The following is a 15,292-nucleotide window of genomic DNA, read 5'->3' as shown; positions in this document are numbered from 1 at the left end:
GCATTTTTCCGGGCTCAGCGGCACAATAAAGCCCAAACAAGCACTATTCGCGCCAACATACGTCCGCTTTCGTGAAATAGTGCTGAAACGTGCTTTGACGGCGCCTCCTTACCGATGCCGATATGCTGGCGCCTTTCTATGGATTGCTTTTTTCCGCCATTTTGCAATCGTACGAGATGCAGCCGTAATGCGCGAAATGCTTTCGGAACCGGTGAAAAGTACCGTTCGTGAAAAACTCGTCTTGCTTCCTCCTCCCGCCAATACTATTCTTAGGAGTAATATAGGAAAACGAATAATCGCAGGGGGAACATGATATATGCAGACGACCGGGCTGCGGGACATTCCCGCACTAGAGCTATGGAAGCGGGATTTGTACTTGCGCCGATTGGAGCCTCTTATCGACTCCGTCGGGCTGATCAGCCTTGACGTGTTCGACACGCTGCTGTTCCGCTGCAGCGCGCGGCCGGCCGACGTGTTCGAAGCTGCGGCGGCGAAAGCGATCGAGCGTGGGATCATGCGCAGGCCTACTACCCCCGCGGAGTATCGTACGATGCGTATCGCCGCGGAACGTCTGGCGAGGGAGCGGGAGGAAAGCGGCTCCGGGGAAGTCCCGCTGGAGCAAATCTACGAGCTGCTGCCCGCCTCGATCGGCGATCGGAGCGAGCTGTCGGAGCTTGAGCTGGAAGCCGAGCGCGAAAGCTGCTTCGTCAATCCGAACGTCGCTTCGCTGATCCGTTATTGCCGCAGCCGGAACATCCGGGTCGCCCTGCTGAGCGACATGTACTTGTCGTCCGCCCAGCTCGTCTCGATCTTGACGGCGGGCGGCCTGGAAGCCGGGCTGCTGGACGCCGTGCTCGTCTCCTCCGAAGAAGGCTGCGGGAAGCGCTCGGGCGAGCTGTTCGACGTACTGCTGCGCCGCTTTCCCGATGTTCGCGCCGATCGGATCGTGCATATCGGCGACAATGAAACGGCGGACGTGCTGGGCGCGGCCAAACGGGGCATCGAAGCGATCCATTATGCCGTCATTCCGGATACGATCGACAGCCCCTTGCACTGGGAGTCAATCCGGCACGGCAGCGTGCTGCCCGAAATCGCCGCAATCCGCAAGCTGGCCGGAACGACGGTATTGTCGGAGACGGGCGAACGCGAGCCATTTTTTTATCGGTTCGGCTCCGGCATGCTCGGACCTTTCGTCCAAGGGTTCTGCGACTGGGTGCTGGACAAGTGCTCGGCCGAAAACCGGAGCGAAATTCATCCGCTCATGAGGGAAGCGCACCTGCTCGGACCGGCGCTAGAGAGTGCCGCCCGCATGCGCGGATTGAAAATTGGCGTCAAACCGTTATACGTATCGAGACAGGCGACGCTGCTCGCCTCCATGCGCGATTTTACAGAACGCGAGCTGGAGCAAGTATCGGGACTTGGCCATATTACCCTCGGGGAAGTGGCGGGGATGCTCGGTATTGATGCTGCGGATGTACCCGAGAATTTGCAGCGGCATTTGCATATGCCCGCAGCGGAAGCCCGCTCCCACGCCAAGTCGGAGCTTTCGCAAGAAACGCACCCGATTCCGGCACGACAGTCCGAGCAGTCGGAGCAGTCGGAGCAGCCGCAGCCTTCCGATCAATCGCTATACGGCGCCTTCAAGCAATTTATGCTGCGGGAGCCTATCGCGAGTCAAGCCCGAGCGACGATAGCACGGCAGCGGAAGCTGCTGCTCGAGTACATTCGGCAAACGTGCGACTCCCCGGACAAGCTGTTCACGGTCGATCTGGGCTTTAACGGTACGATTCAGGCGGCGATCGACGCCGCATATGAAGGCGAGAATGCGAAGCATGAGTCGATCCATTTGCTGGCGGTCGGGACGGAGCGCTCGGCGGAACGGATGCTGCAAGGAACGGATATACGCTGCTGGATCGGAATCGGGGCCGACAACGGCGATATGGCCAGAAGGTTTGTCCGAAGCCCCGGGCTGATCGAAGAGCTGATGATGGGCGAGTTCGGCTCGACGGTCCGTTACGAACGACGGGAAGACGGAATTATCGAACCGGTATTGGCCGAGCTTGCGATCCCCGGGGAGCAATTCCGGTACAAAAAGGCTTGTCAGGACGGCGTATTCGCCTTCCAAAGCTATTACGAGCATTTGCATCAGGCCAAGCCGCAAATGGCAAGAAATACCGACCCCCGCCAGTGGTGCGGCATCCTGCACCGCGTGCTCGATATGCCGACTCCGGAAGAAGCCGCGGCGCTCGGGGATTTGGTCCATCAGGACAACTTCGGCGGCGTGCAAATTATTCGGCTCTGCGAGCCGATCCCCGTGGAGTGGCAATCGCGCGGCGGCGACTATTTGATCGACTTGGCCGCCTTCGGGCCGAAAACGGCCAACGTGTTTTGGCCGCAAGGACTCGTAACGCGAAACGAGCCTTACCGGTTGTACAAAGCGTATCTGCGGCTGCAGGACTCGTTCGGCAGCGCCGTACTCGCTTTCAACGCGATACACGGCTTGAAGCAGGCCGGCCTCTCATCCGCGATTTTGTACGGGAACGGGGACTTCGCGTTCAAGCTGATTCACGAGGCGCTGCTGCACGGCATCCGCATCGGGCGAATCATCGACCCGGCTTCCCCGCCGAAAACGCATGACGGGTCGCCGGCCGCACCGCACGGCGGCGCACCGTGTCCCGCCGCTTTGGAGGAGGCGATCGCAACCGCCTCCGAGCACGTATACTTGATCGGCACGCTGAACGACATCGAGGAATACAAACGAACGATATCGGACGCCTACGGGCGGCTGCTCCCGGATATCGCTCCAAGGGTGTTCGGGCCCTTTGCATAAGTCTTGCGAAACGTTTCGTCGCCAAAAAGAGGAGGACGCTGCAGTCTGCAGGTCCCCCTCTTTTTCCATTCATCGCAGGTCCGGCACGTATCTGGACCGGAACGGCGCTCCGTCCCACACGATCGTCGTCTCGGCCTGCCGGTTTTTCACGTCGGGCTCCTCCAGCAGCAGGAAAAAGTTTTTCGTAGGCAAATCGCCGAGTCCGTGCTTGGCGGACAGCCGATTCAAATACGGCCGCATGTCTTCGAGCTGACCGGACAAGTTGCTTCCCCCGTTTTGTGAAAACGCGTAGAGCACGCCCGCGATCGGAACGCGCTTCACCTTATGCCGTTCGGACACGCGCAGGAAGAAGTCCCAGTCCCAATAATGATACACGTCTTCGTCAAACAAGCCGATCGATTCGTGCAGGCTTTTGCGGTACAAGCTTCCGGAAGGGACGAAAGTAGAAAATTTGCGCATGGCCGACAAATCGTGCTCATAGGCGAACGCAAGCCGTCCGACGGGCACCCGTACCCCGCCCTCCCTCACGAAATCGACAATTTCGGCGTCTGAGTAGACCATGTCGCAGCCGGTCGACACAAGCTCCCGGACCATCGTCTCGATATGCGTCGGCACGAGCAGATCGTCGTCGTCGCAAGGCATGACGAACTCTCCGGTCGCTTCCGCCAGACCGCGATTGCGCGCCGCTACATGCTTCCGGTTGCTCTCCGAATCGATAACGCGAATGTCCAGCTCCGGGTAAAGCTTGCAGACGGGGAACACCGATTCTCCGTTGTCGTTGACGATGACGATTTGCAAACGCTTGTACGTCTGGCGGCTCAAAGCTTCGAGCAGCTCGCCCAGCTCGCCGGGCCGGTTATAGGTAGGCGTCACAATGGATACAAGAGGGGACATAAGCTTTTCCAACCTTTCCGATCCGAGTCGATTCTATCCAGCATTATACCATAACCGGGCCCGACTCAGGACAGGCTTCGCCAAGTCCGTCGTTAAAGCCCGCTCATAGGCCGAATGATCCGAACAGCCCTCCCCCCCGCAAACGCTTACAACAGACGATCAGCCAAATACTTCCTTCATCTGAACCGAGTCCGTCTTGCTCAAGTCGATAAACCCGTCCTCCAAAGCGATCAACGGACGCGTCGGATAATTGGGATGAATGAGCACGATTTTGCCTTTTCTCCCATCGGTCAGCATGACATCGCTTCCGACCTGCGCCGACATGAGCCGGTTCAGGAACGTCATGCCGATGGCGGAGTCGAACCGGTTGCGCACGATATCCCCGTGCAAATTATGGATGACTTGATGGAACGGCAAAGCCGGCCTTTGCGGGCGCTCGGACACCAGCGCCAAGTACACGTCGGACAAGGCGACGATTTTGCCGAACCGGTCGATCTCCGGACCTTTGAGCTTCGCGGGGTAGCCGCTGCCATCCTCCCTCTCGTGATGCTGCAGGGCCACGATCGCGACGCGCTCCTCCACGCCGGACTGCTTCAGCATATCGTAGCCGAGCGTCGTGTGCTGCTTCATAATTTCGTGCTCGTGAGGCAGCAGCTCGGACGTTTTGTTCACCAGAGAGCTCGGCAGCTTGATCGTGCCGATATCGCAAAGGCTCGCGGCCGTCGCAAGCAGGGCGACCTCCTTCTCGTCCATCCCCAGCCATCGTCCGAGAACCGCGGACATAAAGGCGACGCCGATGCTGTGCTTGAACCGGTAATCCTCTTCGGCCCGTAGATCGGCGAACAGCTTGTAGACGTTGCGGTTCTGGGTCGCTTCCATCAAGGTAGGCAGCACATGCTCCTCTACTTCGGTCAACGGAATTTTGCCGGTATTCAAAATCAGCCTCTCGATGTCCCGCAGCTTGGCATCCGCCCGTTTCACCAGCTCTCCGGTATCGGCTCGCGCAATGACAGCCGTCCCCGCCTTCCCCCTGGCCGCATTCAGACTATCCGGCTCCGCCGGATTTTCCGCCTGCCGCTGCCCTTCCGGCTCCGACAGCTCTACAAGCTCTTCCGTCTCCTTCACTTCCTCCACGAGAATGTCATACAGATTGATCCGGAATTTCTCCAGCTTCTCGATATGTCCTTCGGTCAATACCGTATTCTCGGGAATGAGCATCATGCCCGTCGCGTTTACGATATTATGGAGCAGCCTTTTCCCGATCAAATCCTCATACTGGTCGCAGCGCATGCTGGAAATGCCTCCTTCATCATGGACCCGGCTACCCGGCTGTTCAAATGCTTTTTCAAAAGAAATTCGCTTCCCGCTTTCACGCTTAGCGAAGGAAAACACGACGCAAACCAAAAACGCCCCGTCTCCTCAATAGAAGAAGCCGGGACGTCACGATCGAAAAATGACAAATAACCCTTAGCTTCGGCAACTCAGCCACCATCGGTCTGCCGACCATTAGGTCTGTAGCTTTGCGTCCTTGTCTTTCGACAAGTTTGCCTTTATCGACTGTCGTACTCATCATAATCGATTTGGGCAATTATATCCAGACTGTTTCCGTTTCTTGGTTCCGCTAGTTCCATAGTATGGTCGGCGAGAAAGGGATCGTGCGGAAATTAGTCGATTTTCGCACATTGTGATTAAAATCACATACTAACCGCAATCGCCGTGGTATAGTAAAGACGTGGAAGAGAAAGAGAGCAACGACAGCAAGAAACAACGGCAAGCTTGCAAAATGGAAACGGAAAGGAAGATGCACAATGCGCCGCACGATAGGCAAGCCGCACACTTCCCGCTCTACGGGAATCGGGTTACTGAAGCAGAGCCGATCAACCAGAGATTAACTAACCGAAGTCGAATTTTTTACGGGTTACATTGTGAAAAAAATAACTTACCATATAAGGAGCTGGTTACCATGTTAAAAGCTTGGAGAGAAAACAACTACGCCGCCATCGCGCTGCTCTTCATCCGCCTCTACCTCGGCTGGACTTGGCTGACGGCAGGCTGGCACAAGCTGACGGGCGGATTCGACGCCGGAGGCTTTCTCAAAAACGCGATCGCCAAGCCGGTGGCGGACAAGGCGACGGGCGAGCTGATGTACCCGACATTCACCGCCTTCCTCGACAACTTCGCCCTGCCGAACGTCAAGCTGATCAACTTCATGATTCCGCTCGGCGAATTCCTGGTCGGCCTCGGCCTCATCCTCGGAGCGCTGACGACCGCAGCCGCCTTCTTCGGCCTGATGATGAACTTCATGTTCCTGTTCGCCGGCACCGTAAGCACGAACCCGTGGCTCGTACTGATCGGCACCATCGTCTTCGTCGGCGGAGCGAACGCCGGCAAGTACGGGGTCGACTACTACCTGCTGCCTCTGCTCCGCAAGCTGACGGCTCGCATAAAGCATAGAGGCGACAAAACGAATAAAACAAACAAGACGATGGGCGGAACCGGAGCGCCGATGCACGCGTAGCCCAAAGTCAACCGAACGTCGGCATCAAAAGCAGGCACGCTCCCAATAGCGGGGGCGTGCCTGCGTTCGTTCGCTTCGCGCTTAGACATCCGGACGCCTTGCAGCTCCACACCGCGTGTCGGAAACTGCACGCGATACCTTCTCACTGTAAGGCCCTCCCGCCTGACTCTTGCTCCACCCGTTCGCCCATGTTCATGAGACGGAAATTTAGCTTGATCAATCCTAATCTGTGTTTGGATCTACCCTCCGGCTGCGCTCTGAGCAGTACTCCGACATCTGGAAAGCCGCCGTATAAGACCTGGTGGCGGGCTTCCATAGAGAAGATTGATTGAAGACAGCTTCCTTGCGGCGGCGTGGAACGATGACTTCCGTTATTTGAAGTAAAGGGAACTATAAGTTCCTCTATTACCGAGGGGAGGGCAGCAGAACAGCGCAAACGGAACAATTTGTTCCTCTATTCGAGCAAAACGACCTTCAGACGGCCATACAACTGCCAATAAAGGAACTATTCCTTCCTCTACACCCCATTCGATCAGCTTTCCGAAGGAATAGAGGAACTTTTTGTTCCGCTTGCCGGGTCAACAGTCGTCATGCAGCGTCTCGTAACGGACCGCCCTTACGGGAACTCGATCGATCGAGCCTAAATCTGTATAGAGCTTGTCGGCGCTAATAAAAATCGCAAAGAGACAAAGCTTGAACCGTATCCCGGGTGCCGGCGGCTCATCGATGGAGCACTGCGATAAATGGGACGTTATTTCAACACAATCACGGTCCGGCTGTAGCCTTCCTTCGTTTTGCGAACCTCCAGCACGGCGGGGAACGCGTCCTTCAGCTCCTGCACGTGGGAAATAACTCCGATCATCCGGCCCGCGCGCTGCAGATCGACTAGCGCGGCGATCGCCTTGCCGAGCGACTCTTCGTCAAGCGAGCCGAACCCTTCGTCGATAAACATCATCTCGATCGAAACGCCGCCCTGATGCGACTGGATCACATCGGTCATGCCGAGCGCCAGACAGAGCGAGGCATTGAACTTCTCGCCCCCGGACAACGTCTTGACGTCCCGGTTTTGCCCGGTATATGCATCGTATACGTCGAGCCCGAGCCCGCTCTGCTTGCCCCGCGTCTCCAGCCTGTCGCTGCGCTGCAGCACGAACTGTCCGCCTGACAGACTGGAGAGCCGTACGTTGGCCGCATGCAAAATTTGTTCCAAATATTCGATCAGAATGTACCGTTCGAACGAAATTTTCAGCGGGTTGTCGCCCTTGAGCATCTGGTACAAATCCATCACCTGGGTCAGCCGCTCTTCCAGCTTGCGCGCTTCGTCCTGCGCCGCTTCGATCGCCGCCTTCAGCCGCTCCGCCTCCTGCCGGTACCGCTCGGCCGTCTGCAGGTCGCCGAGCGTCCGCTCCAGCTCCAGCTTCAGCCCGGCGAGCGCCTCCTTCATCGCTTCCGTATCGGCCGGATGGCGCCCTTCCAGCTCTCGTTCCAGCTCCGCAACCTGCTCGGCGAGCGCGGAAAGCTGCTGGCGGAACTCTTCGATGTGCTTCTGCAAAGCAAGGCGTTCCGGTTCGGCCAGCCTTGCCGCTATGTATTCGCCGGGCTCCGCGAAGCCGTTCTTCTCCAGCTCGAGCCGGAACCGTTCTCCCGCCTCCCGCAAGTTCGCCTCCGCTTCCTCCGCCTGTCCAGCCATCTGGACGGCGTTCGCCTTCTCTCCGGCGAGCCGCGTCCCGGCCTGCTGCAGCCGCCGCTGCGCCTCCTGCCAGGACTGCTCCAGCTTCCCGGACAGCGCTCGCTGCTCCTGCAGCCGGCGTTCGAGCCGCTCCGGCGAGCGCAGCTCCTCCGGAATCCGTTCCAGCTCTTTATCCAACAGCGTCTGTCGGGAGCTGCACTCCACGGCCAGCCGCTGCTGCCGGACAATAAGCTCGTCCTTTTCCTTCAGCAGCTCCTCCATTTGGCGGTCGAAGCCGGCAGCCTCTTCTCGCAACGGCTGCAGCGAAGCCGCTTGCCGCTTCAGCCCGTCCGTCTCCGCCCGCTGCCGTTTCCCTTCCGCCTCCACCAGGGCGTACTGCTCCGCCAACCCGTTCGGGGCGATGCCGTGTTCGGCCATTTCACCCGACCCGCTATCCCAGCCGCTACGGGCGGCGGCAGCCTGCGCCTTGGCCGCGCCGAGCTCCTGCTCCACATGACGCAGCGCTTCCTTCGCTTGCTGCAACGTTTCGCGGCCGGGCACCGCTTCTCCGGCCGCGGCTTTGTCCGGATGGTCCGGGCTGCCGCACACCGGGCAAGGCTTCCCGTCGTGCAGGTGGGCCGCCAGCAGACCGGCCTGCCCTTCGATCCACAGCGTCTCGAGCCGGTCATGCTCCGCCCGCACCCGCCGCAGCTGCCCGTCCAGCTCCGCCTCCGCGCGCGCCGCTTCGCCGAGCCGCCCCTCGGCCTCGATCAGCGCCTTCAGCAGCTTCGCCTTCTGACGCAGCCGATCGAGCGCCTCCAGCTTCTCCGGCAGCGCCGCCGTCACCGCTTCCGCCTCCGCGAGCCGCGTCGCGCCTGCCCGCTTCGCTTCGCGCACGGCGGCGAGCTTCGCCTCCGCCTCCGCGAGCCGCGCGGCGCCGGCTTGCTCCTCGCGGCGCAGCCGCTCCACCTCGCGCCGCTGCGCGTCGAGCGTGCGCACGGCCGGCGCCAGCTCGCCCGTCCGCTGCAGCTCGCGCTCCGCTTCCTTGCGCTCCGGCTCGCGCGCCGCCTCGCCGCGGTGCAGCGCCTCCGCCTCCGCGTATGCGCGCTCGGCCGCCTCCGCCTCGCGCCGCGTCGCGTCGAGCTGCCGCCGCTTCGCCTCGGCGTCGCGCGCCGCCTTCGCGGCCTGCTCCGCGTACGGCTCGAGACACGCCGCCCGCTCGGCGAGCGCCAGCTTGCGCTCGCGCAGAGCCACGTCCTCGCGGCGCCGCTCCAGGTCCGCGCGCTTGGCCCGCTTCTGCGCGAGCTCCGCAAATCGGCCGTTCAGCAGCAGCGAGGCGCGCAGCTCCGTTTCGCGCTCCTCCAGCAGCGCGGTCAGCGCGGCCTTCCGCTCCTCGCCCGTCCGCGCCAGCTCGCGGTAATAAAGGCTTTCCTGCGCCAGTCCTTCCATTACCTGCGCGGCATTGTACGCCGGCTGGCGGAACGTGATATCCAGCGCGCTATCTTCCCGCAGCGGCATCGTCTCCCGCGTCTGCTTCAGATACAGCTCCGCTTTGGCGGCGGCCTCCTTGTGCGCATCCTTCATATCGCGGTGCTTCTGCTGGAATTTGCCCTCCAGCCTTTGATACAGCCCCGTCCGGAAAATGCGGCGCAAAATATCCTCCTTGTTCTCCGTATCCGACGTCAGCAGCTTGCGGAATTCGCCCTGAGGCAGCATGACGATCTGGCTGAATTGCTCCTTCGTCAGCCCGAGAATCGTCTCCATCCTGGCGTTCACGTCGCCGACTTGAAACCGGTCCACGCAAGGCGTCTCTTGGCCGGACGTCGTCTCGTACAGCTCCGCCTTGCCGCCCGTCTCGCTCTTGTTCGTTCCTTTGCGGTGGGCCATTTGCCGGAAGACGCGGTAGCTGCGAGGGCCGACGGCAAACTCGAAATCTACGGCGGTATGCGTCTCTTCATCGGCAAAATGGCTGCGCAGCATGCGCGGCTCGGCGCGGTCCTCTCCGCTGGCGCAGCCGTACAGCGCGAAGCAGATCGCATCGAAGATCGACGTCTTGCCCGCGCCGGTATTGCCGGAGATGACGAACAGCCGCCGGTCCTCGAGACTCGTGAAGTCGACCGTCTCCGTATCCCGGTACGGGCCGAACGCATGCATCGTCAGCTTGAGCGGCCTCATACGGCGTCCCCCTCCTCTTTCAGCAATTCCTCATATGTATCGGCGAACAGCCGCTGCTTCTCCTCGGCAAGCGGCCCGCCCTTCACTTCTTCGTAAAAAGCCGCGAACAGCGCCACCGGATCGGCCTCGCGTCTTCCCTTCACGGCGGGTGCTCCGCCTTCCCCCGCAGCGGCCGCTTCGGCGAGCGCGGCCGGACGCCGCTCGACGTACAGCGCGTTCCGATAAATGGCCCGCACCTTCTCCATCGGGAACAGCACCGGATTGTCATCCGTCAGCGTGACGAACACGTAATCGTCGCACAGCTCATGCGATTCGATGTCCGCTATCGGGCCGGTTACCCGGCGCATGTCCCTCAGCGGCATCAGCTCTCTTCGGTCCAGCGTCACCGCGCCCTGTCCGTCCAGCTCCACGACGTAGAAGCATTTCCGGTGGGTTTCCTCGGAAATCGAATATTTAACGGGCGATCCCGCATAGCGGACATGCTCGTTCAGCACATAGTGGGCTTGATGCAGGTGGCCGAGCGCCGTGTAATGGAACTTGCCGAAATATTCGGCCCTTACGTGCTCCGCCCCGCCGATCGACAGCGGACGCTCCGACTCGCTCGTATTGGCCTGCGGCTCGCCGCCGGGCGTAACGAACGCATGGCCGACGAAGATGTGCCGGGCGCCCGGATCCATCGAAGCCTCAATGCGCGAGACGATGGCGTGCATCGCCTCGTCATGGGTACGGATCGTTTCGTCTCCGAACAGGTAGCGGACTTGCGCCGGATCGGCATACGGGACGAGGTGCACGTGCACTTCCCCGTGCTCGTCCCGAAGCACGACAGGCTTATGCTCGGCCCGCAGCTGCCCGACCAGGTGCAGCCCTCTGCCTTCCATAATCCTCGTGGCGAAATCGAGCCGGTCGGGGCTGTCATGATTGCCGGATATCGCCAAAACCGGCGTCCCCAGGTCGATGACGATCCGCTCCAGCAGCTCGTCCAGCAAATCGACGGCATCGGTCGGCGGCACGGCCCTGTCGTACAAATCGCCCGCGATAATAACGGCGTCCGGCCTCTCCCGCTCCACCGTCTCCACGAGCTGTCCCAGTACATGCCGCTGGTCTTCCGTCATATAAACGCCCTGCACCAGCTTGCCCAGGTGCCAGTCGGCGGTATGTATAAATTTCATCGATTGTTTCTTCCTTTCTCATTGATTCCGAGTTCATATCTCTCGAACCTGATTTGCTCACATCGGCAGTTCTTCTTAACGGAACCCGGTTCCGCTAATTTCGATATTTCCGGTTGCTGCTCGATAATAAAGGAAATTCATTCCACAAACAGTGCCATAATGAAGCAAAACCGCGTAAATCCGGCCTAATAGCATACCGTAGTTCCTCTATAGTTCTTGCGTCAAGCGTCATCGAGTAAATAGCGTACTCCAGTTCCGTTAATTCACCGCGAAGCCCTACAAATGCTTCATGTTTCCGGATTTACTCTTCTATAAATCATTCGATTCCCGGACGCAGAATTCCTGTCCTCGCGCTGGAAACAAGCATAGCAATTTTGTCCAACGGCCAAAAAACCTCCGTCACCGTTTAACGGCTCGGAGGTTTTGTCGTTCCTATTTACAGTCGTCTCATGCGCCGGCGCGTCGTCATCGAGTTCTTGCAGCAGAATCGCCCCACGCGAATCGGACCCGGCTTCGCCGACATGCCTACGGACGCGTCCTTCATTCCGTCGCTGCCGTCCGCCCCATGCGACTCCTTTATCGAGTCCCTGTTCCGGATGGACCGCTCATCCTTTCACCGCTCCCATCGTAGCCCCTTCCATAATCCATCGCTGGAAGAAGACGTACATGAGAATGGAAGGAACCATGGCAATCGTCACGCCGGCGAACAAGGTAACCCAATCCGCCGTGTACTGCATCATTTGGTTCGCCTGGTACATGTTGACCCCGATCGTATATTTTTTCGGATCGCTCAAATAAATGAACGGGGCGAGAAAGTTGTTGTACAGGCCCAAAAATTTGAATATCGCCACCGTGACAATGCCGGGCATCGCGAGCGGCACCATAATGCGGCCGAACACTTGGAACAGCGAGGCTCCGTCCATGAACGCGCTCTCCTCCAGCTCCTTCGGCAGCGACTGCATGAAGCCGCCGAGCAGCATGAGGAAAAAGACGCTTTCTCCCAAGCTTTCCAGCAGGATGAGTCCGGTCAGGCTATTCGTCAAATGCAAGTCCCGCATAAGCACGTATTGCGGAATAAGCGCATTGATTCCCGGCAAAAACAACGAAATCATGATCGTGCCCCAAATAAGCTTGCGGCCCTTGAACTCCATCCGCGTAAGGGCATACGCGTTCAATGTCGTGAGCAGCGTTCCGAGCACCAGGCTCGCTCCCACATAATACAGCGTGTTGAGCAGCGTAGTCCCGAGCTGGTATTTCACCCAGGCGTTTTTGTAATTGACCCATTTCCACGCCTCCGGCAGCGACCAGACGTTTTGGAAAAACTCGCGATTCGTCTTGAGCGACTCATACAGCACCCACACGAGCGGGAAGAGGATGGATAGCGACCAGACGATCAGTACGAGCCGCCAGAAGACGTCCACCCATGTGCGCCGTTCTTTCAATGTCCTCTCCCCCTTCTAATACTCGTAAGCCTGGTTTGGCATAAATTTGTCGACGAGCAGCTTGGCCGCGATGAGCACGACGAACAGGAACATGCCGATGGCGGACGCATAGCCGTAATTGTGCGCTTCGCTGCCGAACGCCAGATTGAACATGTACAGGCCGATGACGTCGGTCGAGCCGGAAGGACCGCCGTTCGTCAAGATGAGCACCTTGTCGAAGCTTTTCAGCGAACCGAGCACGAGAAACAGCGCGCTGACCCGGATAATCGGGGAAATAAGCGGAATCGTAATGCGGAACAGACGCGTCATATGTCCGGCCCCTTCCATGACCGCGGATTCGTACAGCGACCGGGGGATCGTAATCATCGCGTTCATGAAGATGACCACGTACAGCCCGACTCCCGCCCAGACGAACGGCGGCACGATCGCGGCCAGCGCCGTGCGGGTATCTCCGAGCCAATAATAGCCGCCCATGTCGATGCCGAACAGACCCAGCGTCGCATTCAGCAATCCGAAGCTGCCGTCATAGACGAACGCCCACAGCAGGGCGACGACGACCGTGGACAGCACGTTTGGAAAGAAAAACAGCACTTTGAACAGCTTCGTCCCTTTATAGCCTTTGTTCGTGAGCAAATAAGCCAGCAGCAGCGAAATGAGAATGACGCATACCGGGACGGTGATCATATAGAACAAATTATGGCCGAGCGCCCTCCACACGTACTTGTCGCGGATCATCGTCGCGTAATTGTCGAGACCGACGAATTTCGCCTCGGAGATGCCGTTCCAATTCAGCAGCGAGTAATAGACCGACATCAGATTCGGGTACAGCGTGAACAGCAAATACCCTCCGAACGCGGGCGCGATGGCGATTAGGAGAAACAAACGCTTCTGGATGTTCGCTTTTTGCAGCCATCCCGTTCGGGCGGGACGGTCGGCGTTCGTTTCGTTACGGATCGCTTGCAACGGGATACACTCCTTTCTGGGATGAAACGGAAAGCCGGAGAGGCGAAGAGCGCCTCCCGGGCGATTAATCGAGGCGGGCTCTCGGTCGACCCGCCCGTCATTTGGCTTGGGCTTCGATCGCCTTCTTCAGCAGCGCTTCCGCTTCCTGCAAAATCGGCATCGGATCCTGCTTGCCGAGAGCGATTTGCGTAATCGCTTCGGTGATGACCTTGGTCGACTGCTGGTACGCCGGATCGGACAGCGATACGTTGCGGAAGCCGCTCTCCAGCATCACTTTGTTCGTCTTCATATAGTCGTACATCGCCTTGGGCGCGTCCTGGATTTTGCTTGCGCGGGCCGGATCGTCCGAGAAATCCTTGCGCACCGGCAGCATGCCGCCTTTGTCGGCGATCACGGTCTGGACGTCCAAATTCCACAGCCATACGTTGAATTCTTTCGCCCATTTCTTGTTCAGATCAGGCTTGGCCGCCCAAATATAATTGCCGTTGCCCGCACTCAAGCGCACGTAGACGGTGCTGCCCGGCTTGCTGCTCATCGGAACGGCCATGAAGCCCCATTTGAAGTCTTTCGGCGTCGAGTCCTTCATTTCGTTTTGCACCCATGTGCCGGTGGCGACCATGGCCGCTTTGCCCTGTACGACCTGCATTTGCGATTGCGTATGGTTGAGCGCGGCGACGCCTTCGGGGAAGTAGCCTTTCTTGCCCATCTCGTATATCCGCTTCCAGCGCTCGACGCTTTCCGAAGACAAATGCTGCGGCAGCTTGAAATTGCGGAAATCGTCCTCGAATTTTTTCAGGTTGTTGTTGATTTCCGCGAGCTCGAACAGCTTCCATGCGCCGAATGCATTATCGAGATAGGTCGGATATTGACCCGGGAACGTGATCGGGACGATGCCCTTCGCTTTAATGTCCTCGCACAGCTTCAGAAACTCTTCCCACGTTTTCGGATTTTCGTTCCAGCCGTTTTTGGCGAACAAATTTTTGTCGTATAGGAGACCGGCGCTCGTGCCGGCGACCGGAAGCGCATACGTTTTGCCCTGCACCCGCGGCGCCGAAGCATATTCGCCATCCAGGGCCAACTCCTTCAACGTCTTGCCATTTCCGTCATAAGCTTTGCGGTCCCACAAATCTTCCTGGGGCTCCAGCTTGCCGGCCGCGACGACCGGCTCCACGCCGCCCGGGATTCCGCCCGAGAACAGGTCGAACATGTCCTGATCGTTGCCGGCGGATATTTTCGTGCCTACGATCGTATCGATCTTCGGCGAATAGACGACTTCGAAGCTGACGTTCGGAAATTTCTTCTTAAACGAGTCCATCGCCGAATCGAACCATTCTCGGCCCATGCCGCTTTCGAAAAAGCCGACCTTTAACGTCACCTTCTGGTCCTTGGGCAACCCGTTCTCCGGGTATACGCTGTTCGATGCGTTCGCACCGTTTGCCGTTCCTTGCCCGCCATCCGCCGCCGGCTTGTCGTCCGTCTTGCCGCAAGCCGCGCTCATCAGAGCAAGCATGGCGACCGCGACTGTAATTGAAACCGCTTTTATTTTTTTGGCCACTGGAAACCCTCCTTGGAATAGTCGCATCTGGTTGAACCGGCCGGCTCTCTAGTAACGTATCATTCCCGTCGAAACGG

At 59.0% G+C, this 15,292-nt stretch carries 10 protein-coding genes and 1 riboswitch; of the genes, 3 read left to right on the top strand and 7 right to left on the bottom strand.

From position 1 onward, the window contains the following. Positions 1-313: hypothetical protein (locus FE784_RS41645; RefSeq protein WP_218103834.1), on the top strand; the 313-nt coding region annotated here is incomplete at its 5' end. 3 nt (positions 314-316) lie between these two features. Beyond that, positions 317-2,830 carry an HAD family hydrolase gene (locus tag FE784_RS29615; RefSeq protein ID WP_139605874.1) on the top strand — a complete coding sequence of 838 codons (2,514 nt, stop codon included), beginning with the start codon at positions 317-319 and terminating at the stop codon, positions 2,828-2,830. A gap of 69 nt (positions 2,831-2,899) precedes the next feature. On the opposite strand, the gene FE784_RS29610 is transcribed toward FE784_RS29615, so the two are convergent. Further along, positions 2,900-3,724: a glycosyltransferase family 2 protein gene (locus tag FE784_RS29610; RefSeq protein ID WP_139605873.1), complete on the bottom strand. Its 825-nt coding sequence runs from the start codon at positions 3,722-3,724 to the stop codon at positions 2,900-2,902. Between the two features lie 159 nt (positions 3,725-3,883). After that, positions 3,884-5,014, bottom strand: a complete 1,131-nt coding sequence (locus FE784_RS29605) for an HD-GYP domain-containing protein (protein ID WP_139605872.1) — start codon at positions 5,012-5,014, stop codon at positions 3,884-3,886. A 182-nt stretch (positions 5,015-5,196) separates the two neighbouring features. After that, positions 5,197-5,283: riboswitch (cyclic di-GMP riboswitch) on the bottom strand. A 404-nt stretch (positions 5,284-5,687) separates the two neighbouring features. Here FE784_RS29605 and FE784_RS29600 point away from each other — a divergent pair. Continuing rightward, positions 5,688-6,242, top strand: coding sequence for a DoxX family membrane protein (locus FE784_RS29600; RefSeq protein WP_139605871.1), 555 nt, complete (start codon positions 5,688-5,690; stop codon positions 6,240-6,242). A gap of 751 nt (positions 6,243-6,993) precedes the next feature. On the opposite strand, the gene FE784_RS29595 is transcribed toward FE784_RS29600, so the two are convergent. The 5 genes from FE784_RS29595 to FE784_RS29575 all read right to left on the bottom strand — a co-directional run bounded on the left by FE784_RS29595 (position 6,994) and on the right by FE784_RS29575 (position 15,215). After that, positions 6,994-10,086, bottom strand: a complete 3,093-nt coding sequence (locus FE784_RS29595; protein WP_139605870.1) for an AAA family ATPase — start codon at positions 10,084-10,086, stop codon at positions 6,994-6,996. Next, the gene (locus tag FE784_RS29590) at positions 10,083-11,255 is read right to left on the bottom strand and encodes an exonuclease SbcCD subunit D (RefSeq protein WP_139605869.1); all 1,173 of its coding nucleotides are present in this window, start codon (positions 11,253-11,255) and stop codon (positions 10,083-10,085) included. The genes FE784_RS29595 and FE784_RS29590 overlap by 4 nt, the downstream gene beginning before the upstream one ends. A 605-nt stretch (positions 11,256-11,860) precedes the next feature. Continuing rightward, positions 11,861-12,697 carry a carbohydrate ABC transporter permease gene (locus FE784_RS29585; protein ID WP_139605868.1) on the bottom strand — a complete coding sequence of 279 codons (837 nt, stop codon included), beginning with the start codon at positions 12,695-12,697 and terminating at the stop codon, positions 11,861-11,863. A 15-nt stretch (positions 12,698-12,712) separates the two neighbouring features. Next, positions 12,713-13,660, bottom strand: coding sequence for a carbohydrate ABC transporter permease (locus FE784_RS29580; protein ID WP_139605867.1), 948 nt, complete (start codon positions 13,658-13,660; stop codon positions 12,713-12,715). A gap of 97 nt (positions 13,661-13,757) precedes the next feature. Continuing rightward, positions 13,758-15,215, bottom strand: a complete 1,458-nt coding sequence (locus FE784_RS29575; protein WP_176706626.1) for an extracellular solute-binding protein — start codon at positions 15,213-15,215, stop codon at positions 13,758-13,760. Positions 15,216-15,292 lie beyond the last annotated feature (77 nt).

The sequence above is a fragment of the Paenibacillus hemerocallicola genome, assembly GCF_006265175.1.
GTDB classification, from domain to species: Bacteria; Bacillota; Bacilli; order Paenibacillales; family NBRC-103111; genus Paenibacillus_AB; species Paenibacillus_AB hemerocallicola.
This window is presented reverse-complemented; position numbering and strand designations above follow the sequence as displayed.

Bases quoted from the DNA above. Each gene is read 5' to 3' on its own strand.
- FE784_RS29615 (WP_139605874.1), top strand. From the start codon at position 317: ATGCAGACGACCGGGCTGCGGGACATTCCCGCACTAGAGCTATGGAAG.
- FE784_RS29610 (WP_139605873.1), bottom strand. From the start codon at position 3,724: ATGTCCCCTCTTGTATCCATTGTGACGCCTACCTATAACCGGCCCGGC.
- FE784_RS29605 (WP_139605872.1), bottom strand. From the start codon at position 5,014: ATGCGCTGCGACCAGTATGAGGATTTGATCGGGAAAAGGCTGCTCCAT.
- FE784_RS29600 (WP_139605871.1), top strand. From the start codon at position 5,688: ATGTTAAAAGCTTGGAGAGAAAACAACTACGCCGCCATCGCGCTGCTC.
- FE784_RS29595 (WP_139605870.1), bottom strand. From the start codon at position 10,086: ATGAGGCCGCTCAAGCTGACGATGCATGCGTTCGGCCCGTACCGGGAT.
- FE784_RS29590 (WP_139605869.1), bottom strand. From the start codon at position 11,255: ATGAAATTTATACATACCGCCGACTGGCACCTGGGCAAGCTGGTGCAG.